Origin of the sequence: Sediminicoccus sp. KRV36 (assembly GCF_023243115.1) — a bacterium.
In the GTDB taxonomy this organism is placed as follows: domain Bacteria; phylum Pseudomonadota; class Alphaproteobacteria; order Acetobacterales; family Acetobacteraceae; genus Roseococcus.
Genome location: NZ_CP085081.1, coordinates 2,378,103 through 2,404,105 on the forward strand (window position 1 = coordinate 2,378,103; position 26,003 = coordinate 2,404,105).

General features: G+C 67.2%; 23 protein-coding genes and 2 tRNA genes. 19 read left to right on the forward strand and 6 right to left on the reverse strand.

The window, feature by feature from the left end:
* Positions 1 to 10: 10 nt before the first annotated feature.
* The gene (phnG, locus tag LHU95_RS11060) at positions 11 to 460 is read right to left on the reverse strand and encodes a phosphonate C-P lyase system protein PhnG (RefSeq protein WP_248711417.1); all 450 of its coding nucleotides are present in this window, start codon (positions 458 to 460) and stop codon (positions 11 to 13) included.
* Between the two features lie 81 nt (positions 461 to 541).
* On the opposite strand from phnG, the gene phnF reads away from it, so the two are divergent.
* Together phnF and LHU95_RS11070 are read left to right on the forward strand one after the other, a co-directional pair.
* Entirely contained in the window at positions 542 to 1,279 is a 738-nt protein-coding gene (phnF, locus tag LHU95_RS11065; protein ID WP_248711418.1) for a phosphonate metabolism transcriptional regulator PhnF, read from the forward strand.
* A gap of 2 nt (positions 1,280 to 1,281) precedes the next feature.
* A complete protein-coding gene (locus LHU95_RS11070; RefSeq protein ID WP_248711419.1) occupies positions 1,282 to 2,427 on the forward strand; it encodes an alpha-D-ribose 1-methylphosphonate 5-triphosphate diphosphatase in 1,146 nt (381 codons plus the stop codon).
* 25 nt (positions 2,428 to 2,452) lie between these two features.
* On the opposite strand, the gene LHU95_RS11075 is transcribed toward LHU95_RS11070, so the two are convergent.
* Positions 2,453 to 2,794 (reverse strand): DUF6525 family protein, encoded by a 342-nt coding sequence (locus LHU95_RS11075; RefSeq protein ID WP_248711420.1) that lies wholly within the window; start codon positions 2,792 to 2,794, stop codon positions 2,453 to 2,455.
* Positions 2,795 to 3,105: 311 nt separating this feature from the next.
* Between LHU95_RS11075 and LHU95_RS11080 the strand changes: the two genes are divergently transcribed.
* Both LHU95_RS11080 and LHU95_RS11085 read left to right on the forward strand, forming a co-directional pair.
* Positions 3,106 to 4,428 carry a site-specific integrase gene (locus LHU95_RS11080; protein WP_248711421.1) on the forward strand — a complete coding sequence of 441 codons (1,323 nt, stop codon included), beginning with the start codon at positions 3,106 to 3,108 and terminating at the stop codon, positions 4,426 to 4,428.
* A 26-nt stretch (positions 4,429 to 4,454) separates the two neighbouring features.
* The gene (locus LHU95_RS11085) at positions 4,455 to 5,096 is read left to right on the forward strand and encodes a hypothetical protein (protein ID WP_248711422.1); all 642 of its coding nucleotides are present in this window, start codon (positions 4,455 to 4,457) and stop codon (positions 5,094 to 5,096) included.
* Positions 5,097 to 5,698: 602 nt separating this feature from the next.
* On the opposite strand, the gene LHU95_RS11090 is transcribed toward LHU95_RS11085, so the two are convergent.
* The 4 genes from LHU95_RS11090 to LHU95_RS11105 form a co-directional block, all read right to left on the reverse strand.
* Positions 5,699 to 5,773 (reverse strand) — tRNA-Asn (locus LHU95_RS11090).
* 52 nt (positions 5,774 to 5,825) lie between these two features.
* Positions 5,826 to 6,383 carry a chlorite dismutase family protein gene (locus LHU95_RS11095; protein ID WP_248711423.1) on the reverse strand — a complete coding sequence of 186 codons (558 nt, stop codon included), beginning with the start codon at positions 6,381 to 6,383 and terminating at the stop codon, positions 5,826 to 5,828.
* Positions 6,384 to 6,401: 18 nt separating this feature from the next.
* Complete coding sequence (locus LHU95_RS11100) at positions 6,402 to 7,562, reverse strand: DUF3734 domain-containing protein (RefSeq protein ID WP_248711424.1); 1,161 nt, start codon at positions 7,560 to 7,562, stop codon at positions 6,402 to 6,404.
* A gap of 389 nt (positions 7,563 to 7,951) precedes the next feature.
* Positions 7,952 to 8,025: transfer RNA gene (locus LHU95_RS11105), tRNA-Cys, on the reverse strand.
* Positions 8,026 to 8,134: 109 nt separating this feature from the next.
* On the opposite strand from LHU95_RS11105, the gene LHU95_RS11110 reads away from it, so the two are divergent.
* The 15 genes from LHU95_RS11110 (at position 8,135) to LHU95_RS11185 (ending at position 25,901) form a co-directional block, all read left to right on the forward strand.
* The gene (locus tag LHU95_RS11110) at positions 8,135 to 8,806 is read left to right on the forward strand and encodes a protein-L-isoaspartate O-methyltransferase (protein ID WP_248711425.1); all 672 of its coding nucleotides are present in this window, start codon (positions 8,135 to 8,137) and stop codon (positions 8,804 to 8,806) included.
* 65 nt (positions 8,807 to 8,871) lie between these two features.
* Positions 8,872 to 10,311, forward strand: a complete 1,440-nt coding sequence (locus LHU95_RS11115; protein WP_248711426.1) for a TolC family outer membrane protein — start codon at positions 8,872 to 8,874, stop codon at positions 10,309 to 10,311.
* Positions 10,312 to 10,353: 42 nt separating this feature from the next.
* Positions 10,354 to 10,914 (forward strand): DUF2497 domain-containing protein, encoded by a 561-nt coding sequence (locus tag LHU95_RS11120; RefSeq protein WP_248711427.1) that lies wholly within the window; start codon positions 10,354 to 10,356, stop codon positions 10,912 to 10,914.
* An 89-nt stretch (positions 10,915 to 11,003) separates the two neighbouring features.
* Complete coding sequence (locus LHU95_RS11125; protein WP_248711428.1) at positions 11,004 to 13,700, forward strand: valine--tRNA ligase; 2,697 nt, start codon at positions 11,004 to 11,006, stop codon at positions 13,698 to 13,700.
* Between the two features lie 104 nt (positions 13,701 to 13,804).
* Positions 13,805 to 15,523, forward strand: a complete 1,719-nt coding sequence (gene ilvD, locus LHU95_RS11130; RefSeq protein ID WP_248711429.1) for a dihydroxy-acid dehydratase — start codon at positions 13,805 to 13,807, stop codon at positions 15,521 to 15,523.
* Positions 15,524 to 15,618: 95 nt separating this feature from the next.
* Positions 15,619 to 16,626 (forward strand): flagellin, encoded by a 1,008-nt coding sequence (locus tag LHU95_RS23370; RefSeq protein ID WP_283094303.1) that lies wholly within the window; start codon positions 15,619 to 15,621, stop codon positions 16,624 to 16,626.
* A 68-nt stretch (positions 16,627 to 16,694) separates the two neighbouring features.
* Entirely contained in the window at positions 16,695 to 17,042 is a 348-nt protein-coding gene (locus LHU95_RS11145; RefSeq protein WP_248711430.1) for a flagellar biosynthesis regulator FlaF, read from the forward strand.
* A 121-nt stretch (positions 17,043 to 17,163) separates the two neighbouring features.
* Positions 17,164 to 17,916 (forward strand): glycerophosphodiester phosphodiesterase family protein, encoded by a 753-nt coding sequence (locus tag LHU95_RS11150; RefSeq protein WP_248711431.1) that lies wholly within the window; start codon positions 17,164 to 17,166, stop codon positions 17,914 to 17,916.
* Between the two features lie 51 nt (positions 17,917 to 17,967).
* The gene (locus LHU95_RS11155; protein ID WP_248711432.1) at positions 17,968 to 18,768 is read left to right on the forward strand and encodes an ABC transporter ATP-binding protein; all 801 of its coding nucleotides are present in this window, start codon (positions 17,968 to 17,970) and stop codon (positions 18,766 to 18,768) included.
* Positions 18,765 to 20,639, forward strand: coding sequence for an AMP-binding protein (locus tag LHU95_RS11160; RefSeq protein ID WP_248711433.1), 1,875 nt, complete (start codon positions 18,765 to 18,767; stop codon positions 20,637 to 20,639). The genes LHU95_RS11155 and LHU95_RS11160 overlap by 4 nt, the downstream gene beginning before the upstream one ends.
* Positions 20,639 to 21,532 (forward strand): branched-chain amino acid ABC transporter permease, encoded by an 894-nt coding sequence (locus LHU95_RS11165; RefSeq protein WP_248711543.1) that lies wholly within the window; start codon positions 20,639 to 20,641, stop codon positions 21,530 to 21,532. Before LHU95_RS11160 ends, LHU95_RS11165 begins: the two co-directional genes overlap by 1 nt.
* Positions 21,532 to 22,593, forward strand: a complete 1,062-nt coding sequence (locus tag LHU95_RS11170) for a branched-chain amino acid ABC transporter permease (RefSeq protein ID WP_248711434.1) — start codon at positions 21,532 to 21,534, stop codon at positions 22,591 to 22,593. The genes LHU95_RS11165 and LHU95_RS11170 overlap by 1 nt, the downstream gene beginning before the upstream one ends.
* A gap of 23 nt (positions 22,594 to 22,616) precedes the next feature.
* Complete coding sequence (locus LHU95_RS11175; RefSeq protein ID WP_248711435.1) at positions 22,617 to 23,891, forward strand: ABC transporter substrate-binding protein; 1,275 nt, start codon at positions 22,617 to 22,619, stop codon at positions 23,889 to 23,891.
* On the forward strand, positions 23,888 to 24,715 hold the full coding sequence (locus LHU95_RS11180; RefSeq protein WP_248711436.1) for an ABC transporter ATP-binding protein: 828 nt from the start codon (positions 23,888 to 23,890) through the stop codon (positions 24,713 to 24,715). Before LHU95_RS11175 ends, LHU95_RS11180 begins: the two co-directional genes overlap by 4 nt.
* A gap of 10 nt (positions 24,716 to 24,725) precedes the next feature.
* Positions 24,726 to 25,901: an isovaleryl-CoA dehydrogenase gene (locus LHU95_RS11185; protein ID WP_248711437.1), complete on the forward strand. Its 1,176-nt coding sequence runs from the start codon at positions 24,726 to 24,728 to the stop codon at positions 25,899 to 25,901.
* The last annotated feature ends 102 nt before the right edge of the window (positions 25,902 to 26,003 follow it).

Below are 26,003 nucleotides of genomic sequence, written 5' to 3' on the forward strand. Positions count from 1 at the left end.
CGGGCGTTCCTCATCGCATGGTGGCCAGGGTGGCGAAGCGGACTTCGGTGGCGGCGGCGCGCCGCGCCGTGAGTTCGGCCTGCGCCTGCTGCCGCTCCCGCAGGGGCGCGATGACCGTGGCGAGGAGCCGGGCGCGCCATTCGGGCTGTTGCAGGCAGGCATCGAGCAGGGCGGCCAATTCAGCGGCGCGGCGGTCCCGCCCCAGGCGCCAGCAATGGCCGAGCGTGCCGCCCTCCAGGCTGACCGTGCAGCGGGTGATGGTGGCCTCGCCCAGGTTGAAGGCCGCGCCGTCGCCGCCGGCGCGGCCGCGCAGCATGGTCAGGCCGATCTCGGGGCCGCGCACGACGCGATGGGCGGGCAGGGGCGGCGCCGTGGCCAGCAGGGCCTCGATCTCGGCGGCTTCGGCGCGGGCCAGAACGGCCATCCAGGCGGGGCGGTCCAGGGTTTCGGCGATGATCATTTGTCTAGACAGCTAAACATCCGACCGGGTATGGTCAAGCCGTAAATGCCACTTCGGAGCCTCGGCTTGGTTGAAACTTCCATGACGTTCCAGGACACGCCGCTGGATCGCGGCGCGGGAATCGCGCTCTGGCGCCAGATCGGCGCGACGCTTGAGGCCGCGATCCGGGAGGGGCTCCATGCGCCAGGCCAGCGCCTGCCGACCGAGGCGGAGCTGGCGCAGCGCTTCCGCGTCAATCGCCACACCATCCGCCGCGCCATGGAGGAGCTGGAGTCGCGCGGCGTCGTGCGGGTCGAGCAGGGGCGCGGCAGCTTCGTGGCCGAGGATGTGCTGGACTATCCGCTGGGCCCCCGCACGCGCTTCAGCGAGATCATTCGCGCGCAGAATCGCGAGCCCGCGGGCCGCCTGCTGCGTCTCGTGGAAATTCCCGCCGAGCCGCGCATCGCCGAGCTGCTGGAATTGCGCCGCGGGCGGATGGTGATCCTGGCCGAGCGGATCGCCATGGCCGATGGCCGGCCCGTGGCCATCGGCTCGCACCATTTTCCCGCCACGCGTTTCAGCGGGATCATCGGGCTGCTGCGGGAGAATTCCTCCATCACGCATGCGCTGGCCGCCTGCGGCGTGCCCGATTACCGCCGGCGCGTGACGCGCATCACGGCCCGCATGCCCAGCGCTGAGGAGGCCGAGCTGCTGCAGCAATCGCGCAGCCGCCCCGTGCTGGTGAGTGAGGCGGTGAATGTGGATGGTGCCGGCAAGCCCGTGGATGCCACGCTGACCCGCTATGCCGCGGGGCGCACGCAACTGGTGGTGGAGTCCTGAGCATGTCCCCGAAGATTCCGCCGTCCTGGAAGCTCTCCGGCGGCTGCGTGCTGCGCGATGGCCGGTTGCAGGCGGGCGCCGTGGCGCTGGCCGGCGGCCGCATCGCCGAGCAGGCCGATGCGGTGCGGCAATTCGACGCATCGGGGCTGCTGGTGCTGCCCGGCATCGTGGATATCCATGGCGATGCGCATGAGCGCGCGCTGCAACCGCGCCCCAATGTGGATTTCCCGCCCGATTTCGCGTTGCGGGACGCGGCCCGGCAATGCCTCGCCGCCGGCATCACCACGGCCTATCTGGGGGTGACGCTCTCCTGGGAGCCGGGCTTGCGCTCGCTGCCGGCCTTCCTGGCCATGCTGGAGGCGCTGCGCACGCCGCCGGCCGGGCCCGAGTTGCGCGTGCATCTGCGCTTCGAGGCGGACAACTTCGCGGCCGAGCCGGCGGCGCTGGCCGCGATGGCGGCGGGCCAGGTGCATCTGCTGGGCTTCAACGACCACACGCCCAGCATCGTGAAGAAGCTTGCCAACCCCAAGGAACTTGGGAAATACGCGGGCAGGGCGGGGGTGAGCGAGGCTGAGCTGGTGGCCCTGGCCGATGCCGCCTTCGGCGGGCGGGCCCAGGTGCCGGCCTTGCGCGCCCGCATGGCCACGGCCGCGCGCGCCGCCGGCATCCCGATGCTGAGCCATGATGACGCGACCCTGGCGGACCGCGTGCTGTTCCGCGCGCTCGGCGCCAGCATCTGCGAATTCCCGATGGCCGAGGACGTCGCGGCCGATGCGCGCGCGGCGGGCGAGGCGGTGGTGATGGGCGCGCCCAATGTGGTGCGCGGCGGCAGCCATCTGGGCTGGGCCAGCGCGGCCCCCCTGGCCGAACGCGGCCTGGTGACCGTGCTGGCGAGTGACTATCACTGGCCCGCCCTGCTGGCCGCGCCCTTCCGCCTGGCGGGGCGCTGCGTGCTGGATCTGGCTGCAAGCTGGGCGCTGGTTTCCAGCAACCCGGCCGATGCGCTGGGCCTCAAGGATCGCGGCCGGATCGCGCCGGGCCTGCGGGGTGACCTGGCCGTGACGACGCATGAGGGCGAACTCGTGGCGGTATTCTGCGCGGGTGACCTCGCCTGGCTGGCGCCGCAGGGGAGTGGCCGTCTGGCCTGAGGGCGTTGGGTGAAGCCCCCGGGCTTCAGGCCTCGGGGATGCCGTCCGGCCCGGCATAGCGCTGGAGCGTGGCGCCGGCGGCGACATGGGGATAACCCTTGGCGCCCTTGGGCCAGCCCCTGGCGAAGGCGGCCACCTCGGCATGGTCCATCTTGCGGATCGTGCGGACCAGCATCTTCGCCGCCTTGGCGGGCTTGAGCCGCTGGGTGCGCAGCAGGTGCTGGTGCCATTCGCGCGCCCGCAGCGGGCACCAATCCACCAGGGCTTCATGCAGCGCGCGGCGCACCTCGGGCGGCAGCTCCTCCAGGGCGCGATAGGCGTCGCCCTTCAGGGGGCTATAGGGCCGGGTTGCCGTGTTGTTGTCCATGCGCGGCTTTAACCCCGGGGATGCGGTTTTGCGAAGCGTTTCCTGGCGCTGTGGCCCTGCGCTGGGTGCAGGGCAATCACGTCTCTGCGCCCACCGTTTGGCGGGACATTGCTACGCAACTGAATGGAAGGGAAAAATGGCTCCGGCGGTATGAGCCATATTGTCGTCTCTGAGTGTTTCACCGCGTCTCCAGGATCTTTCTGAAACCCAGGTAAAACGCCGAGTTGAGGACTAATGACGGCTCTCGCTGCCTCATGGTATCTCATCGAAGCTCAAGGGGGCCAGGGGGGCCAGCAAGGGGGCCAGAGAGGATGACCATGATCACCGACCGTGAATTGAAAAGCTGCTCGCGCACCGTTGGGCGCTATTCCGTTGGGGATGGCTCCGGCCTCTCGCTGCTGGTCCGCGACAGCGCAAAGCGCGCCCCCGTCGAGGGGGGCGGCGGGGAGGGAGATGACGATAAGCGCAAGCAATGGGTCCAGCGCATCACCGTCGCCGGGAAGGTCCGCGAGATTGGGCACGGCGCCTATCCTGCCGTCTCACTCGCAAAGGCACGCGCCGCCGCGAAGAAGGTGGTGGAGGAAGTGAAGGGGGGCGCCGACCCACTCGCCCAGCGGCGCGACAAAGAAGGCGCCGCCAAGGCCGCGATTGTGCAGACCTTCGACGCGGCCCTTACCGCCTACATCGAAGCCCACGGGGCCGCATGGCGATCTGAAAAGACGCGCACCGCCGCTCGGGTGGACATGGAGCGCCACGCCTCATCTCTGCTCCCCAAGCCCGTGCGGGATATTCGCGTGTCAGACGTGCTGGCTGTGCTGCAACCGATCTGGAACACGAAGCCAATCATGGCGCAGCGCGTCCGGGCCAGGATGGAAGCCATCTTGGATTGGGCGAAGGGGGCCGGCTGGCGCAGCGGCGAGAACCCGGCCGCATGGCGCGGCGGGCTGAAGCCGCTGCTGGCGAAGCCTTCCAGCGTCGTCCGCAACCGCCACCATCCCGCCCTGTCGTGGGCCGAGGTGCCCACCTTCCTCGCAGAGTTGCGCGACGAGAACGGCAACGCCGCCCGCTGCCTGGAGCTTTGCATTCTCACCGCCGTTCGGAGCGGCGAGGCGCGCGGCGCGATCTGGGGCGAGTTTGACCTGGCCGGCGCGATATGGACGATCCCGGCCGGGCGAATGAAGGCGGGCGAGGCGCACCGGGTTCCGCTCTCCGCCCCGGCTTTGGCGCTGCTCCGGGCGATGCTGCCCGCAGGCGACCCACCCAAGCCCGAGGCCGTCACCTTCCCGAACCGCGACGGGGGCGTCTACTCAGATATGAGCATCCTGGCCGTGGTGAAGCGCATGGACGATGCCCGCTCGAAGGCAGGGGGCGCCGGCTGGCGCGACGATGCGGGCCAGCGCATCACGCCGCACGGCTTCCGCAGCACCTTCCGCGACTGGTGCGGCGATCAGGGTCATCCGCGCGAATTGGCCAAAGCTGCGCTCGCCCACGCAACGGGGAGCCGGACGGAACGAGCCTATGCGCGTACCGACCTGCTCGCCCGCCGCGCCCGCCTGATGGACGCATGGGCGGCCTTCTGCGAGGGGCGCGCGGTCGAAGAAGCAACGCCGCTCCGCGTTCACGCCGTCGCCTGATCCTGACACCAGCAGAAAGCCAACCCATGACCACCAGGACAACCGCCGCCGCCCTCCACGAGCCCGCTGAGGGGCAGGAGACAGCGGCCGTGGAGGGCGAGCCGCCTGCGGCCTCGTCCAAGCCGAAGAAGTACAGGGCCCCACTTACGTGGCGAGCCCGCTGGAGGCTGCAGGTAGGCAATCAAGCAAGGGCAATGGCAAAGGCGAAGCGGGTGGATATGAAGACCCTTCGCCGGATCGTCGAGGGCTGCGACAGCCGCCGAGTGTGGCGAAATCTGCAGAAAATGGGGCTTAGCGCGCGGCAAGCCGCCGGCCTCATGGCCGTCGAGAGGGAGGGTGCTTTCTTCGACCAGCTCATCAAAAAGCCTGGCGCGAAGCCGCGCGCTCTTGCCGCGGCTATTCTAGCGCGGGAGGCCACGCGAACCTCCCTCTCGAACGGAACGGAGGGTCGCCGGAACAAGCTTCGTCGCGATGACGCGCAGATCGAGAGACGGCCCTCGGCTTGCCCTGACACGCGCAACCGCTTCTTCCGCACGCATGATGAGGTGGAGGCGCAGCAGGGGGTGAAGGACCCCTGGGTACCCGGCGTTATACAGCCTCACCACCCCGCCCGGATACCCAAGCCAGAGGTGCCGCCCTTCGTAATCTGGCCGAGCGGGGACCAGTAGCCTATGCGCCGGCGAGATTGGGGCGCGGAGGCCGCCTAAAACCTGGGACACGGCTATTTTCCGCCCCCTAGGGTTTCGACCCACATCACCGTCTCCCGCGAGTGCAGGGTGCCTCCTGTCAGCCACGCTCAAACGGAGACACCTCATGCGAAACTACCTCATCCCCAAGCCCATCATGCCCGGCCAGCAGCATGCGGCCGTCGCGGATAGTCGCGGCGACAGATGAGGGATCATGGGCGAGGGTTTGGGGGTGCCCCGGGGGGCGGGATGCCTGCCAGCGCGCAAGGCCGCGCAGCGGGGCGGGAAGTGACCGGGCACTCCCTCTGCCCTTGGTGTCAGGCTCCGCCGACGGCGGCGCCGCAGGCGCGCCAGCCCCTCAAGGCTGCCCTGGTGGCGCCGCCGTCTAAGCTGACAAGCGGCACCCCTTCACGCCGATGAATGCCGAGACGCTCGACTGCACCCCAAGAGGCGCAAGCCACGGGAGCGGGGGCCACCTCCTAACCGAAAGTGAGCAAGCAAACGTTCATGAGAGGGGCCGCCAAGGGGGCCGCAGCGTCAAAAATACGCAACCTATTGATTTTATTTGAAAATATTTGGGTTGATGGCTCCGGCGGTAGGATTCGAACCTACGACCAATAGATTAACAGTCTACTGCGCTACCGCTGCGCCACGCCGGATCACCATGGGCGGCAGGCTCTAGCAGGGCATCGGGGGGAGTGCAACCGCCCCTCAATCCAGCCGCCGCAGGCGCAGATCCACCTCGCGTTCCACGAAGCCCCATTCGGGCTTGGCGCGCAGCCGGCGGAGCATCTCGTCGAAGGCCGCGGCATGCTCCGGCGCGTATTCGAACCAGGTGATGAAATCAAAGGGCTCGCCCAATTCGCGGCTGTGGTGCAGGCGGCGGGAGATGGCGGGCAGGTATTCCATGCCGATCGCGATGTGCTGCGATTCTTCCTCCAGGATGGCGCGCCGCTCATCCTGCGCGAGGGACCACCAGGCCGCGTTCTTGCGGATGGGAATCAACGCGGCGCAGCGGGCGGCCGGACGGCCCAGGCCGGCCTGGCGGGCGGCGAGCGAATCGGCCTCGCTGCGATGCGTGTAGCGCAGGTTTCCGGTGCTGCCGCGCAGCGACCAGGCGGCAGCACCTGGCGGCGGCGGGGCCGTGCCCTCCAGGATGGCCAGATGCGTGGCGGCCGGCAGCGCCGCGCCCGTCACGGGCAGCATCCGCTCGATCCGCCATGGGCCGGCATCGCCGGCGCGGAATTGCACCATCAGGGGCGGGGGCATGGGTCGTCTCCTGTCGGATCAGCCAGGTGGCTTGGGGGTGGCGCTGCCTGCCGCCCCCACATCGAAGGTGCGCGCGCCGAGTTCCGCCGGCATCGGCGCCAGCCAGGGGGAAGCCTCCAGCGTGCGCCGCGCATCGGCCATGCCTTGTGCCCAGCGGCGTTGCATGGTGGCGCGGCTGAACTCGTAATCCTTGGTCTGGCCTTGTGCGGCGTCGCTGCGATGAATGAGCTGGACGATATCCATCGTCGTCACGCAGCCGAAATTGTAGAGAAACCGGCCCTCCGGCGTGTCCCGCAGCGCATCGGGCAGCTTGTCCCACAGCGTGTTGATGTTGTGCCGCAGGTCATGCGAGCGCGCCAGCATATCCGTCGCGGCGCGGGTGCGGCTGCTGTAGCGGATATCCTTGTCGCGTTCCTGCACCTCCTCGATGGTGGTGGGCAGCGCGCCGCGCGCCGGGAACACATCCACCTGGAAACTGAGGCGCGAGCGGCGGGGAAGCTTCTCCACCACATATTGCAGCGGCGTGTTGGAGACGAGGCCGCCATCCCAATACATCTCGCCGTCAATCTCGATGGCCGGGAAGCCGGGCGGCAGCGCGCCGCTGGCCATGACGTGCTCGGGCCGGATCCTGGTCTCGGCATTGTCGAAATAGGCCATGTCGCCGGTGCGGATATTCACCGCCCCGATGCTGAGGCGCATCTGGCGCGCATTGATGCGGTCGAAATCCACCAGGGCTTCCAGCGTGCCGCGCAGCGCCGCCGTGTCATAGAAGCTGACGCGGCTTTCGCCGAACAGCCAATAGGCGGGCGGGCGGGGCCGGAAGAAGCCGGGCTGGCCCAGCATCAGCGCGCGCAGGGCCGCGGCGGGGCGGTGGTCACCCCAGGCGGCCATCGAGGTTTCCAGCCAATCCGTCCAGGCTGCGGGCGGGGCGGTGATCGTCTCCCAGAACAGGCGCAGCCGCTCCACGCGATGTTCGGGTGCATTGCCGGCGATGATGGCGGCGTTGATGGCGCCGATGGAAATGCCGGCCACCCAGTCGGGCAGGTATTCGCTTTCGGCCAATGTCTCATAGACGCCGCCCTGATAGCTGCCGAGCGCGCCGCCCCCTTGCAGCACGAGCGCCACCTTCTTGTCATAGCTGGCCGGGCGCCTGGGGATGGGACGGGCAGTGGCCGACATGGCGGGTCTCCTCATGGGGTCCGTTCGGCGCGGGCGCGGGATCGGTTACGTGGTTCTGGCGCCAGGGTGTTGGATAGGTTCAGGCTCCGGCACTCCCAGGCTCCGGCACACTCAGGCGCAGATGCGACCCCCCCGGCGCAAGAGGCAAATGCATCATTGACCGCGCCGGCTGGGCGGCATCCCGGCCGGCGATCACGTTGCCGCTGGCCGGACGAACCCGCCTGAAGCCCATGCCAGGGACGCAGGCGCGGATGATGGCGATGGCCGGTTGATCCGGCGCGAGCCGGATTTGGGGCCGGTCGGGACGCGTCACCGCTTCGCGCCGCCTGGATAGTTGCGAAAGCGGCCACCCCCGACGCATGGTGGCTGGACAGCGGACTGTGGGAAATTGGAGGTCCGGGGCGGAATTGAACCGCCGTAGCAGGTTTTGCAGACCTGTGCCTGACCACTCGGCCACCGGACCCTGATGCGGGGCTGTATCGGGCCGCATGGCGCCGGGGTCAAGGCGCAAGCTTTCCGGCGGGGGAGGGGCGGCCTATAAAGCCCCGACAAGGCCGGCCTGGAGAAGATGGATGCTCGCATTGGATGTGGATTTCGCCCGGGCCCGCCGCTTCATGCGGGATGGGCAACTGGCGCCCAATGGCGTGACCGATCCGCTGCTGCTGGCCGCGATGGATGATCTCCCGCGGGAGGTCTTCCTGCCGGCCGCGATGCGCCACCGGGCCTATGCCGATGAAGCCGTGCCGCTGGGCGGCGGGCGCGCGCTGCTGGCGCCCATGGTGCTGGCGCGCCTGTTGCAGATGGCGCTGCCGCAGCCGGGCGAACGCGCCCTGGTGCTGGCCTCGGGCACTGGCTACGGCGCGGCTGTGCTGGCGCGCATGGGGCTGAAGGTGCTGGGAATCGAGGCCGAGCCCGGCCTGGTTGCCGCCGCGCGCCACGCGCTGGATTTCGCGCTGGAGGCGAATCGGCCCGACATCGAACAGGGCGAGCCCGGCCTGGGCGCCCCGGCGGGCGCGCCCTTCCGGCTGATCCTGATCGAGGGTGCCGTGGAAACCATTCCCGCCGCCCTGTTTTCCCAATTGGGTGAAGGCGGGCGCCTGGTGACGATCCGGCGCGAGGCAGGCCGGGTTGGCCGCGCGGTGCTGTACCGCCGGGCGGGTGGGGCCGTCAGCACGCTGCAAGGGCTGGACGCGGCCGGCCCGCTCCTGCCCGGCTTCATCACCCCGCCGGATTTCATTTTGTGACTTGTGGCGCAATGGGCCGCATGGCCTCTATACTCGCAGGGTGTGGCAGAGAGGATATCGGACGGATGCATCTGGGCATGAAGGCAGCACTTCTGACAGCCGTGGCGACCATGGCATGGTCGGCGGGCCCGGCGCGGTCCCAGACGCTCCAGGAGGCCCTGGCGCAGGCCTACAACAACAACCCGACGCTGCTCGCGGCGCGCGCCCAGTTGCGCGGCGTGGATGAAGGCGTGCCGCAGGCCCTGGCCGGCTGGCGCCCCACCGTGGTGATGGCCGGCAGCTATGGCGCGGCCGATGTGCGCACGCGCAGCCAGACGCAGCAATTCCGTGCCGATGGCAGCTTCTTCTGGCGCGACCCCGCCTTCCCGCAGTCCACCACCATCCGCCAGGAGCGCACGCCCGCCACGGCAAGTGTCACCCTGACCCAGCCGATCTATCGCGGCGGGCGCACCACCGCGCAGACCCGCCAGGCCGAGAATCTGGTGCTGGCGCAGCGCGCCCGCCTGCTGGCGACCGAGCAGCAGGTGCTGGGCGATGCGATCGCCGCCTATATCGGCGTGATCCAGAATGGCGAATTGCTGCGGCTGAACATCAACAATGAGCAGGTGCTGGCGCGCCAGCTGCAAGCCACCAATGAACGCTTCCGCGTCGGTGAAATCACCCGCACCGATGTCGCGCAGGCGGAAAGTCGGCTGGCGGGCGCCCGCACCTCGCGCACCCAGGCCGATGGCAATCTGCAGATCGCCCGCGCCACCTTCGAGCGTGTGGTCGGCGAGGCGCCGCGCCGGCTGACCAATCCGCAGCCGCTGCAGGCCGCCGTGCGCAGCGGCGCCGAGGCCCAGGCCACCGCGGCCTCCAACAACCCCAATGTGGTCGCGGCGCTGTTCAACGCCGCCGCCGCGCGGGACAATATCGATGTCCAGGCCTCGGCGCTCATGCCGCAGGTCTCCGGCAATGCGCAGGCTTTCCGGAACGACAACAACCTGGCTCCGCACACGCGCCAGAATGGCGGGCAGGTGACGCTGAACCTCTCGGCGCCGCTCTATCAGGGCGGGGCGGAATACGCCTCCATCCGGCAGGCGCGGCAGACGGCGCAGCAGAACCTCTCCCAGGTGGATGAGGCGCGGCGCGCGGCGGCCCAGGCCGCGGCGCAATCCTGGGAGACGCTGGTCAGCGCCCGGGCCGCCGTGACCAGCGTGCGGGTGCAGATCCGCGCGCAGGAAATCGCGCTGGATGGCGTGCAGCGCGAGGCCATCGTTGGCAGCCGCACCACGCTGGACGTGCTGAACGCCGAGCAGGAATTGCTGAATGCGCGCACCAACCTGGTGAATGCGCTGGCCGCGGTGGTCACCGGCTCCTACTCGCTGGCGGGCTCGATCGGGCGGTTGACGGCGCAGGATCTCGGCCTCGCGGTCGAGATCTATGACGCGACGGCCTATTATCAGGCGGTGCGCAACCGATGGGCGGGCATGGGCGACTATTCCAGCGTCGCGACGCGTCGCTGATCCATGGCAGACCAAGTCCCCCCGGCTGGCGCCGACCCCTCCATGGACGACATCCTGGCGTCCATCCGGAAGATCCTGAACGAGGATGAGCCCGCCGTCGCGCCGCCGCCGCCGCCGCGCCCCCCCGCCCCGGCGCCGGTGGAAGCCATCCAGCTGACGCCCGAGATGATGATCGCGCCGCCGGAGAGCGCGCCTGCGCCGGTCCGCGTGCCCACCAACATCATGCAGATCTCGCCGGCGCCCCAGCCGCCACCGGCCAAGGCCGCCCAGGTTGCGCCCCCCCAGCCTGCGTCCCCTCCGCCTGCGCCCCCCCCGCCTGCATCGCCGGAGCCAAAGCCCATGTCGTCCGAATTGCCGGCTCCCTCCGCCGCCCTGGTGGACCCTACAGCCGCCGCCGCCGCCGTTGCGGCGCTGGGACAATTGACCCGCGCCGTGGCGCAGGAGCGCAGCTCCAGCGTCTCCCGCAACGGCCCCAGCATCGAGGATGTGGTGCGTGAGGAGTTGCGCCCCATGCTGAAGGCCTGGCTCGACGCGCATCTGCCCGCCACGGTCGAGCGGATGGTGCGCGCAGAGATCGAACGCGTGATGGCCCGCCAGGGCTGAGGCGGCCCCAGGCGAAAACGCCCGCTGTGGGGGGCTGATCCGCGCCAGCGGGGCTTGACGTTCCGCGCCGCGCGGTGGACCTGTTTCCCATGCTCGACAAGGCCTTCGACCCCGCCTCCCTGGAAGCCCGGCTTTACGCCGCTTCCGAAGCTTCCGGCGCGTTCAGCGCGGACCCCGCGCGCAATGCGGCCCCTTTCACCATCGTCATCCCGCCGCCCAATGTGACGGGCAGCCTGCATATCGGCCACGCGCTGAACAACACCTTGCAGGATGTTCTGGTGCGCTACCGCCGCATGCAGGGGCGCGATGCGCTCTGGATGCCGGGCACGGACCATGCCGGCATCGCCACGCAGATGGTGGTGGAACGCCTGATCGGCACCGAGGGCCAGACCCGCAAGGGGATGGGGCGCGAGGCCTTCCTCAAACGCATCTGGGACTGGAAGGCCGAGAGCGGGGGCACCATCACCCGGCAATTGCGCCGCCTTGGCGCCAGCCTGGATTGGCCGCGTGAGCGCTTCACCATGGATGAGGGGCTCTCCAAGGCCGTCATCGAGGTGTTCGTTCGGCTGCACAAGGAAGGGCTGATCTATCGCGACACGCGGCTGGTGAACTGGGACCCCGTGTTCCAGACCGCGATCAGTGACCTCGAAGTCGAGAGCCGGGAGCAGAAGGGCCATATCTGGACGCTGCGCTATCCGGTGGAGGGCCAGCCTGGCCGCTTCATCGAGGTCGCGACCACGCGGCCTGAGACCATGCTGGGCGATACGGCGATTGCCGTGCATCCCGAGGATGCGCGCTTCGCCGACCTCGTGGGCCAGCGGGCGGTGCTGCCGCTGACCGGGCGGCTGATCCCCATCGTGGCCGATGACTACAGCGACCCGGAGAAGGGCACGGGGGCCGTGAAGATCACCCCCGCGCATGACTTCAATGATTACGGCGTGGGCCGCCGGCATGACCTGCCCATGCCCTCCGTGCTGGATGCCGAGGCGCGCATCTGGCTGGACGAGATCGCGGGCGATCTGCGCGCGGTGGAGGGCGTGGCCGACCCGGATTTCGTGCGCGGCCTGGCCGGGCAGGACCGCTTCGTGGCGCGCAAGGCCATCCTGGCCGAGCTGGAACGCCTGGAATTGCTGGTGAAGGCCGAGCCGCACACCAACATGGTCCCGCATGGCGACCGCTCAGGTGTGCCGATCGAGCCGCGGCTGACGCTACAATGGTATTGCGATGCCGCGACGCTGGCCAAGCCCGCCATCGCGGTGGTGGAAACCGGCAAGACCGAATTCGTGCCCAAGCAGTGGGAGAACACCTTCTTCGCCTGGATGCGCGACATCCAGCCCTGGTGCATCTCGCGCCAGCTTTGGTGGGGGCATCGCATTCCCTGCTGGTATGGGCCGGAAGGCAGCCTTTTCGTCGAACGCGACGAGGCTGCGGCCATGGCGGCGGCACGCGCGCAATTCGGCCGCGATGTGGAACTGACGCGCGATGAGGATGTGCTGGACACCTGGTTCAGCTCTGCGCTCTGGCCCTTCTCCACCCTGGGCTGGCCGGAGAACACAGCCGAACTGGCCAAGCACTACCCGACGGATGTGCTCGTCACGGGCTTTGACATCATCTTCTTCTGGGTCGCCCGGATGATGATGATGGGCATCCATTTCATGGGCGAGGTTCCTTTCCGCCACGTGGTCATCCACGGCCTGGTGCGGGACGAGAAGGGGGCGAAGATGAGCAAGTCGAAGGGCAATGTCCTCGACCCGCTCGAGTTGATCGACGCGAATGGCGCGGATGCGGTGCGCTTTACCCTGTGCGCGTTGGCTTCGCCGGGGCGGGATATCAAGCTCTCCAAGTCGCGCATGGAGGGCTATCGCGCCTTCGCCACCAAGCTGTGGAACGCCGCGCGCTTCTGCGAGATGAACGGCATCGTGGCGCAGCCCGGCTGGGACCCCGCGACGGCGACCACGCCGCTGGCGCGCTGGATCCTGGACGGCGCCAATGCGGCCACGGCCGAGGCGGGGGCCGCACTCGATGCCTTCCGCTTCGATGACTACGCGGCCGCCCTTTATCGCTTCACCTGGAACAGCTTCTGCGACTGGTTCGTGGAATTCGCCAAGCCCGTGCTCTACGGCCCGGATGGGGCGGAAAAGGATGAGGTGAGGGGTGCCGCGCAGCATGTGCTGGGCGTGATCCTGCGGCTGCTGCATCCCGTCATGCCCTTCGTGACGGAGGAGCTCTGGACGCAGCTTGGCTATGGCGGCGAAGCGAGCCTGATCCGCGCGGCCTGGCCGGAAGCAACCCCGGTGCGTGAGGCCGAGGCGGCGCGGGCCGAGCTGGATGGCGTGGTGCGCCTGATCAGCGAGGTGCGCGCGGTGCGCGCCGAAGTGAATGTGCCGCCCTCCATCAAGACCAAGCTGCTGGTGCAGGGTGCGGCGCCCGAGACCATGGCACGGGCGGGCCGCTGGATCGATGCGATCCAGCGCTTGGCCCGCGTGACCGAGATCGAGACGCTGGAGGGCACCGCACCTGCCGGCGTGGTGCAGGCCGTGGTGGGCGAGGCGACGCTCATGCTGCCACTGGCCGATGTGATTGACCTCGGCGCCGAACGCGCCCGCCTGATGAAGGCGCGCGGCGTGGCGGCGCTGGAAATCACCAAGATCGAGAAGAAATTCGGCAATGCCGAATTCATGGCCAAGGCCAAGGAAGAGGTGATCGAGGAAAACCGCGAGCGGCTTGAGAATTTCACGGCCGAAATCGCCCGGCTGGACGCCGCACTCGGCCGCATCGCAAACTGACCCGGATCGCGGGCCGCGCTGATGCCAGCGCGGCCCGCAGCCCAGCCATTGCTGAGATGACGCCACCTCAGCGGATCAAGTTCGAGAGACCAAGGGAAACGCCGATGACCAAGTGGGATAAATCCAAGCTGCCGAGCCGCCATGTGACGGTCGGCCCTGAGCGCGCGCCGCATCGCAGCTACTATTTCGCGATGGGCATGACGCGTGAGGAAATCGAGAGCCCGCTGGTGGGTGTGGCCTCCTGCTGGAATGAGGCGGCCCCCTGCAACATCGCCCTTTCGCGCCAGGCGCAGGCCGCCAAGCGCGGCGTGGCCGCGGCCGGTGGCGCCCCGCGGGAGTTCACCACCATCACCGTGACGGACGGCATCGCGATGGGCCATCAGGGGATGAAATCCTCCCTGGTCAGCCGTGAGGTCATCGCGGATTCGGTCGAGCTGACGATGCGCGGCCATTGCTATGACGCGCTGGTGGGTGTGGCCGGCTGCGACAAGACGCTGCCGGGCATGATGATGGTGATGCTGCGGCTGAACGTGCCCAGCGTGTTCCTCTATGGCGGCTCCATCATGCCGGGCCGCCATCGCGGCCGCGATGTCACGGTGCTGGACGTGTTCGAGGCCGTCGGCCAGCACGCGGCGGGCAACATGTCCGATGAGGAATTGAAGGAGCTGGAGGAGCATGCCTGCCCCGGTGCGGGCGCCTGCGGCGGCCAGTTCACGGCCAACACCATGGCCTGCATTTCCGAGGTGATCGGCCTTGCTCTGCCCTATTCGGCCGGTGCGCCGGCACCCGATACCGAGCGCGACGAATACGCCTATAAGTCCGGCTTCGCGGTGGTGGACCTCATCCGCAAGCAGCTGCGCCCGCGTGATATCGTGACCCGCAAGGCGCTGGAGAATGCGGCGCGCATCGTGGGTGCGACGGGCGGTTCCACCAATGCGGCGCTGCATCTGCCGGCGATCGCCAATGAATGCGGCATTGATTTCCCCCTGGAGGAAGTGGCCCGGCTGATGCGCGATACGCCGCACATCGCCGACCTCAAGCCGGGCGGCAAATATGTGGCGCTGGATGTGTTCAACATCGGCGGCATCCCCGTCATCATCAAGGCGCTGCTGGAAGGCGGGCTGCTGCATGGCGATTGCATGACCGTCACCGGCAAGACGCTGGCTGAGAACCACGCCGATGTGGTGTTTCCGAAGGACCAGGATGTGGTCCACCCCGTCTCCAACCCGATCAGCAAGATCGGCGGCGTGGTGAGCCTGTTCGGCAACCTCGCGCCCGATGGTGGCATCGTGAAGATCGCGGGGATGGAGAAGCTGCGCTTCGAGGGCACGGCGCTGTGCTTCGATTGCGAGGAGGATGCCTTCGCCGCCGTGGACCAGCGCGCCTACAAGCCGGGCGATGTCATCGTCATCCGCTACGAAGGCCCGAAGGGCGGGCCCGGCATGCGCGAGATGCTGAGCACCACCTCGGCCATCTACGGCCAGGGGATGGGCGACAAGGTGGCGCTGATCACCGATGGCCGCTTCTCGGGTGCGACGCGCGGTTTCTGCATCGGCCATGTGGGCCCGGAAGCGGCGGTGGGTGGCCCCATCGGCCTGCTGCAAAATGGCGACAAGATCGTGATTGACGCCCAGGCGGGCACGATTGACGTGCTGCTTTCCGATGAGGAACTGGCCCGGCGCCGGGCCGAATGGAAGCCGCGCACGCATAACTTCAACTCGGGCGTGCTGTGGAAATACGCGCAGACGGTGGGCTCGGCGCGGTATGGCGCCGTGACGCAGCCGGGTGCCAAGTCCGAGACGCATATTTACGCGGATATCTGAGCCCGCGCGCTTAACCGTTTCTTGGGTTTTCCCTGCGATTGTGATGAAGGAGGCCGGATCCCCTGGCCTCCTTTCGAGCAACGGGAAAAGCCCCAATGACGATGAATTCGGTTCAGACCAATATCGGTGCGATGGTGGCGCTGCAGGCGCTCAACCGCACCAATGATGAAATGGCGGCGACGCAAAAGCGCATCTCCACCGGCTTTCGTGTTTCCGATGCCAAGGATGATGGCGCGGCCTATGCCGTGGCCCAGCGCGTGCGCAGCGACATCGCCGGCCTGAGCTCCGCGAATGAGCAGCTGGGCTCCACCAAGGGCCTGCTTGAGACGACGATGGGGGCACTCGGCGAGACCTCGAAGGCGCTCACCAAGATCCGCGAGACGCTGACCAAGCTCTCCTCCGATACGGTGAGCGCTTCGGACCGCGCCACCTACACGAAGGATTTCGAGAACCTGGTCAATCAGACCAACCGCGCGCTCGGCGATGCGAGCTATAACGGCCGCAGCCTTCTGGGCTCGCAGGATTCCAACAAGTCCAATGTGAGCACGGCCGTGGACACGGCGGTGGTGCGCAATGAGCGTGGCAATACGCTGAACATCACCGGCCTCGATGCCGCGACGCTGACCTTCGACACCCGCGTCGCTACCGGCGGCCGCGATGTTGCCGGCGTCTTCGAAAATCCGACGGCCTTCCAGTTCAATGGCGGCACGGCGATGACGGCCGAGCAGGCGCGCGTCATGCTGGGCAATGGTGACGCGAGCGCCACCGGTCCCCTGCAGGATACCATCGCGGCCTATGCGGATGACACCAATTTCGGTGGTGGTTCCGCTGCCTCCAACATCAAGACCTTCGCCATGGTGGAGGCCGCGGTGAACAATGCGCTGGGCAAGTTCGGCGCCGACTCGCGCGATGTTGACGGCGCGCTCAGCACCAACCGGCAGAAGATGGACGCCATGGAAAGCGGCCTCGGTGCCATGGTGGATGCGGACCTCGCCAAGGAGAGTGCCCGTCTCCAGGCGCTGCAGATTCGCCAGCAGCTGGGCACGCAGTCGCTCTCCATCGCCAACCAGGCGCCGCAGGCCCTGCTGTCCCTGTTCCGCTGATCGTCTGAACCCTACGGGCTGGCAAAACGCCGCCCGCATCCCGCCCATCACCCCCGCTTGAGGTCCGCATGCAACCCGCCAGTGCCGCCCGCCCTGACGCCGCCGCCGCCTATCGCCAGCGCCGCACGCCCCGGCAGATGGAGGCTGAGGTGTTCGTGCGTGCCAACCGCAGCATCCGCGAAGCCATGGCCGAGCAGAGTGCCGCCGCCATCGCCCGCGCCAAGGGCGATAATCGCCGCCTGTGGGATGTCGTGCTCTCGCTGGTGGTGGACCCGGCCAATCAATTGCCGGCGCCGCTGCGTTCGCAGGTGGCATCGCTGGCCCATGCGGTGTTGCGCGAATGCGAGGCCGACCCGCCGGATTTCCAATTCATCTGTGAGATGAATGAGGCTGTCGCCGGCGGACTCTGGAGCTGAGGCTCGGCCTGGGGTTTCGGGAAAAGCCTTTGCATCTCAACGCGCCGCGATGCTGCGCTGCATCACATTCGAGGGCGCGCCCCCGCTTGACGTAAGGGCAGAGTCTTGGAACAGCTTGCGCATGCAGAACACGGAAATCGCAAGTCATCGCGGTGGGGCCTTCCTCTGGCCCGAGAACAGCCTGCTCGCTTTCCGCAAGGCCCTGGCCTGGCCGGCTGAGCAGATCGAGTTCGATGTCCATGCCAGTGCGGAGGGCGAGCCCGTCGTCATCCATGACGCGACCCTGGATCGCACGACCGATGGCTCCGGCCCTGTGGCCGAGTATTCCTGGGGCGAGTTGCAGCGGATGCGCGTGAAGGGCACGGGGGGCGAATGCCTGCCGCACCTGGCCGAGGTGGCCGCGCTGATCGGCCCCACCGGCCAGCGCCTGCGGCTGGAGGTCAAGGCGGATGCGCAGAAGCAGCCCTATCCGGGCCTGGTCAGCCGCTGCGGGACCCTGCTGGATGGCATGGGCCTGCGCGGCCGCACCATCTTCATGAGCTTCGAGACGCCAAGCGTGGCCGAGGCCGCCGCCCTGGGCGGTTTCGAGGAGATCGTCTGGCTGGTGGATGGCCCGACCCTGCGCGGCCTGACCCCGGCCGAGGCGGTGCAGCAATGCCGGACCTTGGGTGCCTCCGAAATCGGCGTGCATGTGAAGGGGGCCAGCCCGGCTCTGGCGGCCGCGCTGCGTGCGGCGGGGCTGCGGCTTTCGGTCTGGGGTGCCAATCACGCCGATTCGATCCACCGCGCGCTGACCCTGGGGGTGGATGTGCTGGCGACGGATGATCCGCCGCTGGCGATTGAATTGCGGCGGCAAGTAAACCCGTTGCGCTGACCCGGCCGCCCGCTTAGCCTCCCGCCTAAGGAAATCGTCCGGGAGGCGGGTTTGCCGCAAGGCAGCAAGGAAACGATTCTATCGGTATCCGGGGTGTCCTTGCGCTTTGGCGGCGTGCGGGCGCTGACCGATGTCTCCTTCGAGGTTTGCCAGGGCGAGGTGTTCTCCATCATCGGCCCGAATGGCGCGGGCAAGACTTCGATGGTGAACTGCATCTCTGGCCGCTACCGCCCGAATGAGGGCAGCATCCATTTCGCGGGGGAGGAGATCACCCGCCTGCCGCCCAATCGGCGGGCGGGGCTGGGCATTGGGCGCACCTTCCAGAACTTGGCGCTGTTCGGGCACATGACGGTGCTGGAAAACATCATGGTGGGCCGCCACCATCTGCTGAAATCGGGTTTCCTGCGCGGCATGATCCATTGGGGCGTGGGTGCCAGGGCCGAGGAATTGGCGCATCGGCGCGATGTCGAGGAGATCATTGATTTCCTGGAGATCCAGCATGTCCGCAAGGCGCCGGCCGGCACGCTGCCTTACGGCTTGCGCAAGCGCGTGGAACTGGCCCGTGCCGTGGCGCTCAAGCCCAAGCTGATCCTGCTGGATGAGCCGATGGCGGGCATGAACCTCGAAGAAAAGGAGGACATGGCCCGCTTCATCCTCGACCTGAACCAGGAATGGGGCATGACGGTCTTGATGATCGAGCACGATATGGGTGTCGTGATGGATATCAGTGACCGCGTGATGGTGCTGGATTTCGGCCGGCGGATCGCGGCGGGCACGGCGGCGGAGGTGCTGGCCGATCCGCATGTGAAGAAGGCCTATCTGGGTGAAGTGGACGAAGCCATCCCCGCATGATGGACACCTTCCCGAAGCTCCTCGCCCATAACGCGGCGCAACATGGCCGTGAGATCGCGCTGCGCGAGAAGCATCTGGGCATCTGGCGGGAGTTCACCTGGGGCCAGTACCAGGATCGTGTGCGCGGCTTCGCCATGGGCCTGGCCGCACTCGGCGTAAAGCCGGGCGAGGTGGTGGCGCTGATCGGCGACAACCGGCCCGATTGGGTGATGGGCGAAGTGGCAGCCCATGCGCTCGGCTGCCGCAGCCTGGGCGTCTATCGGGACGCGCTGGAGGAGGAGGTCGCCTATCTGCTGGGCTTCAGCGAGGCGGCCGTGGTCTTCGCGGAAGATGAGGAGCAGGTGGACAAGCTGCTCAACATCCGCGAACGCCTGCCGAAGCTCCGGCATATCGTGTTTTCCGACCCGCGCGGCATGCGCAAGCTGGAGGATGCGCGGCTGATCAGTGCCGAGGCGCTGATCGCACTCGGCGCTGTGCGGCCGGCCAGCGATTACGATGCGATCGTGCAGGCCGGCGATGGCGCGGCGATTGCCATTCTCTGCACCACCTCCGGCACCACGGCGCTGCCCAAGCTGGCGCAGCTTTCGGGGGCCGCGCTGATCCGGCATTGCCAGGCCTATCTCAAGGCCGACCCCAAGGGGCCGGCGGATGAATATGTGAGCGTGCTGCCGCTGCCCTGGATCATGGAGCAGATCTACGCGCTGGGCTGGAATCTGATCGCGCGGATGAAGGTCAATTTCGTCGAGGAACCCGAGACGATGATGGCCGATTTCCGCGAGATCGGCCCGAGCTTCGTCCTCTTCGCGCCCCGTACCTGGGAGGCGATCGCCGCCGATGTGCGCGCGAAGGTGCTGGATGCCAGCCCGTTGAAGCGCAAGCTCTATGAGGCGGGGATGAAGATGGGCCTTGCTGCGCTGGATGGCGGCGCGCGCAGCGGTGTTGCGGACCAGTTGCTGTTCCGTGCGTTGCGGGACCGGCTGGGGTTTTCCAACCTGACCTCGGCCGCCACGGGCGGTGCGGCGCTGGGGCCGGATACTTTCCGGTTTTTCCTGGCCCTCGGCGTGCCGCTGCGGCAGCTCTACGGCCAGACGGAATTGCTCGGCGCCTATACGCTGCAAGCGCCGGGCAGGGGGGATTTCGAGACGGTGGGCGTGCCCTTCGGCCCCGAGATCGAGCTGCGGGTGAACCAGCCCGATGCGAATGGCGTGGGCGAGATCGTCACTCGCCACCCCAATATGTTCCAGGGCTATTTCGGCGGGATCGAGGCGGCCGATCTGCGCGAAGGCTGGCTGCACACGGGCGATGCCGGCTATTTCGACAAGGCCCAGCGCCTGGTGGTGATTGACCGCATCAAGGACATCGCGACCACCAGCACCGGCACACGATTCAGCCCGCAATACATCGAGAACAAGCTGAAATTCAGCCCCTATGTGGCCGAAGCCGTGGTGCTGGGCGATGGCCGGCCGCATCTGGCCGCCATGCTTTGCATCCGCTTTCCCATCGTCAGCAAATGGGCCGAGCGGCAGCGGATTTCCTTCACCACCTATACCGACCTCGCGGCCCGCCCGCAGGTGCTGGAATTGCTGCGCGGCGAGGTGGAGCGCGTGAACGCGACCCTGCCGGAGCCGCAGCGCATCCGCGATTTCATCCTGCTCTACAAGGAGCTGGACGCGGATGATGATGAGCTGACGCGCACCCGGAAGGTGCGCCGCGGCGTGATCAACGAGAAATACGGCGACATCATCGAGGCGATCTATCAGGGCGAGGCGCAGATACCCGTGGACACCATGATCAAGTTCCAGGACGGCACGCAAAGCCGCATCCGCACGACGCTCACGGTGCAGCGCCCGGGCATGAAGGCGGCCGCGTGATGGAATGGGGCCTGCTGTTCCAGCTGCTGCTGAACGGGCTGATCGTGGGCGCACTCTACGGCGTTGTCGCGATGAGCTTCGTGCTGATCTACAAGGCGAGCCAGGTGGTGAATTTCGCGCAAGGGGAATTCATGCTGGTGGGCGCCTGGGCCTGCTGGTGGCTGCTGACCCATTGGCAATTGCCCTTCTATATCGGCTTTCCCATCGCACTCGCTTTCATGACGCTGTTCGGCATCATCCTGCAGGTGGTGGTGCTGCGGCCCCTGATCGGGGAGCCGGTGATCAGCGTCATCATGGCGACGGTGGGGCTTTCCATCTTCTTCCAGGCGCTGATGAAGTGGATGTTCGGCGTCTTCGCGCAGCCCTTCCCGCCGATCTTCCCGGTGGATCGCGTCTCCATCTTCGGGCTGGAGATGCAGAGCGTTTATCTGCTCTCGCTCGGGCTTTCGGGCGTGATCATGCTGGGCTTCTGGTGGTTCTTCACCTTCAGCAAGCATGGGCTGGCGATGCGCGCCACGGCGTTTGACCAGCAGGTGGCGCAATCGCTGGGTGTCTCGGTACCCAAGGTCTTTGCCATGTCCTGGGCGATTTCGGCGGTGGTCTCGGCCGTGGCGGGTGTCGTGGTGGGGGTGGTTTCGGGCGTTTCCTCGGGGCTGAGCTTCTACGGGATCAAGGTGTTCCCGGCGGTGATCCTGGGTGGCTTGGATTCCATCGTGGGCGCCATGCTGGGCGGGATCATCGTGGGTCTCCTGGAGAATTCGGCGCAATTCGTGGACAGCCAATTCCTCAACTGGGGCAACATGATCAATATCGCGCCCTTCTATGCGCTGGTGATCATCCTGATGATCAAGCCCTATGGGCTGTTCGGCACCAAGAATATCGAGCGCGTCTGATGTCCATGCTCCCCTGCGGCGATTTCCGCACCAGCTACGCGGCGGATATGACGATCTTCCCGACGCGCAATTCGCGCCTGGCTATGCTGCTGGGGTTGCTGCTGCTGGCCTGCGCGCCGCTGGTGTTCGGGCGGTATGAACTCTCGCTGTTGATCCAGATCGGCTTCATGGGGATCGCGGCCCTGGGGCTGAATATCCTGGTGGGCTTCACTGGGCAGATCAGCATCGGCCATGCGGCGTTTTTCGGCTTTGGCGCCTTTGCCTCCGCGGGCTTCGTGGCGCAGGGGGTGCCGGTGGCACTCGCCATTCCGCTGGCCGGCATCACCACCGCTTTTGTGGGGCTGATCTTCGGCCTGCCGGCGGCGCGGCTGAAAGGGCTCTACCTCGCCATCGCCACCCTCGCCGCGCAATTTATCCTGGAGGATTTCTTCGCCCGCGCGCGGTGGTTCTCGGGCGGTGTGGCCGGGCGCATCACCGAGCCGTTCAGCCTCTTCGGCTTTCGCTTCGACCGGGAGGAGACGTATTTCTACGTCGTGCTCTTCTGGGTGGTCGTGATGTTCGTGGGTGCGGCCAATCTGATGCGAAGCCGCGACGGGCGGGCGCTGATCGCCGTGCGGGACCATTACCTCAGCGCGGAATTGATGGGCATCAACCTCGCCTATTACCGCACGCTCTCCTTCGGCATTGCCAGCTTCTATGCCGGCATCGCGGGCGCGCTCTACGCGCATTACCTGCTGTTCGTCAGCGTCGAGGCGTTCAATATCCTGTTTTCCATCCAGTTCCTGGCGATGGTGATCATCGGCGGCCTGGGCTCCGTGATGGGCAGCCTGATGGGGGCGGCCTTCATGGTCCTGCTGCCGGAGGTGGTGCAAAGTGCGGCGCAGGCCTTGCAGGGCAGCGCGATTGATACCGCACTCGCCCTGGGCAACTCCATCAACTTCCTGCGGGAGATGGCGATCGGTGCCGCCATCATCCTGTTTCTGGTGTTTGAGCCGGACGGCCTCGCGCATCGCTGGCGGCTGATCAAGGCCTATTGGAAGCTGTACCCTTACTCGCATTGAAGCAAAAAAACGGAGGAACCAACATGTTCAAGAAATCCCTCGCGGCCCTTCTGGCCCTGGCCAGCCCGGCTTTCGCGCAGGCGCCGATCCCGGTCGGGCATATCGCGGATTATTCGGGGCCGACATCGGATGTGGGCGTGCCCTATGGCCGTGGCGTGCAGGATGCGCTGGCCTGGGTGAATGCCAATCGCCGCGTCGCCGGGCGCCCGATGAATGTGATGACGCAGGATTACGGCTACCAGGCGCCGCGCGCCATCGCGCAGTACCAAAGCTGGATGGGGCGGGAGCGTCCGGTCGCGATCCAGGGCTGGGGCACGGTGGATACCGAGGCGCTGATCACCTTCAACACGCGGGACCGCGTACCCTATATCTCGGGCTCCTATTCGGCGGCGCTGACGGACCCGACGGGCCGCGCGCCGCGCGCCGACAAGGCCGCTCCCTTCAACTTCTTCTACGGCCCATCCTACAGCGATGCGCTGCGCGCCATGCTGATCTGGGCGCGGCAGGATTGGACGGCACGCGGTCAGACCGGCCGCCCGCGCTACGTCCATATGGGCGCGAACCACCCCTATCCGAACTCGCCGAAGGCGGCGGGTGAGGCGCTGGCGGCGGAGCTCGGCTTCGAGGTTCTGCCCGCCATCCAATTCGCCCTCACCCCCGGCGACTACACCGCGCAATGCCTGACCTTGCGCAACCAGCAGGCGAATTACGCCTATCTGGGCAATACGGCTGGCTCCAACATCTCGGTGCTGCGCGCCTGCCAGACGGTGGGGGTGCAGGTGCAGTTCCTCGGCAATGTCTGGGGGATGGATGAGAATGCGATGAAGGCCGCTGGAGCCGCCGCCAATGGCGTGGTGTTCCCGGTGCGCACCTCGGCCGTCTGGGGTGCGGATGTGCCGGGCATGGCCAATCTGCGCGCCATTTCCCGCATGAGCGACCAGGCCGGCACCGCCTATCGGCCGGTGCATTACCTGGCCGGCGTTTGCGCCGCCATGCTGATGACGGAAGCGATGGAGACCGCCGGCGCCAATGGCGGCCAGATCACCGGTGAGCGCATTCGCGATGGCTTCTATGCCCGGCAGAACTGGGTGCCGGCGGGGTTTGACGGCGTTTGCGCGCCCTCCAACTTCACCAACCAGGATCATCGCGGCACGCTGGCGGTCGCACTCTATCGCGCGGTGGTAACAGGCGACACGACGCAGGGCAGCGTGGATGACCTGATGCGCGCCGGCACCATGCGGCTGGATCGCGTCACGACCATCACGCTGGACCGCCGGCCGGATTGGCTGGGCTGGTGAGCGCTTCTGCGCAGCCCCAGCCTGCCGCGGCGCGTGAGTTGCTGCTGCAGGTGAACAATATCGAGGTCGTCTATAACGACGTCATCCTGGTGCTGCGCGGCCTTTCGCTGGATGTGCCGAAGGGCGAGATCATCGCCCTTCTGGGCGCCAATGGGGCGGGGAAATCCACCACGCTCAAGGCCATCTCCGGCCTGCTGAAGACCGAAGAGGGCAAAGTCACGCGCGGCGATATCCGCTTCGCGGGTGAGCGGATTGACGGGATTGATCCGCACATGATCGTCCGGCGCGGGATCTTCCAGGTGATGGAAGGCCGGCGGATCATCTCGGACATGACGGCCATCGAAAACCTGCGCCTGGGCGCCTTCACCCGTTCGGATCATGAGGTGAAGCAGGATATCGAGCGCGTCTTCGAATACTTCCCGCGGCTGAAGGAACGCACGGGCCTGGCCGGCTATCTTTCGGGCGGTGAGCAGCAGATGCTGGCGATCGGCCGCGCGCTGATGGCCCGCCCCAAGCTGATCCTGATGGATGAGCCCTCCATGGGGCTCTCGCCGCTGCTGGTGAAGGAAGTGTTCGGCATCATCCGCCGCATCAACCAGGAGCTGGGTGTGACCATCCTGCTGGTCGAGCAGAATGCGCGCATGGCGCTTTCGGTCGCCAGCTTCGGCTATGTGATGGAGCAGGGGAAGGTGGTGCTGGATGGCCCCGCCGCCTCCCTGATGGACAATGAGGATGTGAAGGAATTCTACCTCGGCGGCCATGGCGCCGAGCGCAAATCCTTCCGCGACATCAAGTCTTACAAGCGCCGCAAGCGCTGGCTTTAGAGAGAGCACAATGCTGCCCAACACCATGATGCAGTCGCTGGATTTCGGCCTGGGCGAGGAGATTGACGCGCTGCGGGACAGCGTGCGCGGCTTCGCTGCCGACCGGGTGGCGCCCATCGCCGCCGAGATTGACAAGACGGACGAGTTTCCGCGCTACCTCTGGCCCGAAATGGGGGCGCTGGGCCTGCATGGCATCACGGTGGATGAGGAGTATGGCGGGGCGGGGATGGGCTACCTCGCGCATGTCGTGGCGGTCGAGGAAGTCAGCCGTGCTTCCGCCAGTGTGGGGCTGAGCTACGGCGCGCATTCCAATCTTTGCGTGAACCAGCTCGCCCGCAACGGCAATGCCGAGCAGAAGGCGAAGTATCTGCCGAAGCTGATCAGCGGCGAGCATCTGGGCGCACTGGCCATGAGCGAGCCAGGTGCGGGTTCGGACGTGGTCAGCATGAAGCTGCGCGCCGAAAAGCGGGGCGACCGCTATGTGCTGAACGGCACGAAGATGTGGATCACCAACGCGCATTACGCCGAGACGCTGATCGTCTATGCCAAGACCGACCCGGAGGCCGGGCCCAAGGGCATCACCGCCTTCATCGTCGAGCGCGGGATGAAGGGTTTCACGCCCGCACAGAAGCTCGACAAGCTCGGCATGCGCGGCTCTCCCACCAGCGAGCTCGTCTTTGAGGATTGCGAGGTGCCGGCGGAAAACGTGCTGGGCCAGGTGAATGGCGGCGTGCGGGTGCTGATGTCGGGCCTCGACTACGAGCGCGCCGTGCTGGCGGCCGGCCCCTTGGGCATCATGCAGGCCTGCCTGGATGTGGTCGTTCCCTATATCCATGAGCGCAAGCAGTTCGGCCAGGCGATCGGCGAGTTCCAGTTCATCCAGGGCAAGGTCGCGGACATGTACACGCGCTTCAACGCGGCGCGGGCCTACGTTTATGCCGTCGCGCGCGCCTGCGATGCGGGCAAGACCACGCGCAAGGATGCGGCCGGCGCGATCCTGTTCGCCGCCGAGGAAGCGACCAAGGCGGCGCTGGATGCGATCCAGATCCTGGGCGGCAACGGGTATATCAACGACTACCCGACGGGGCGGCTGCTGCGGGATGCGAAGCTCTATGAGATCGGCGCGGGGACGAGTGAGATCCGGCGGTTGCTGATCGGGCGGGAGCTGTTTCGTGAGACGGCTTGAGACCCAGGGGGCTTTGCCCCCCGGACCCCCCAGCAGGGCACAGGTGCCCTGCACCCCTATATGTTCGAAGGTGCAGGAAACTGAGTTTCCTGCCGGGGAGTT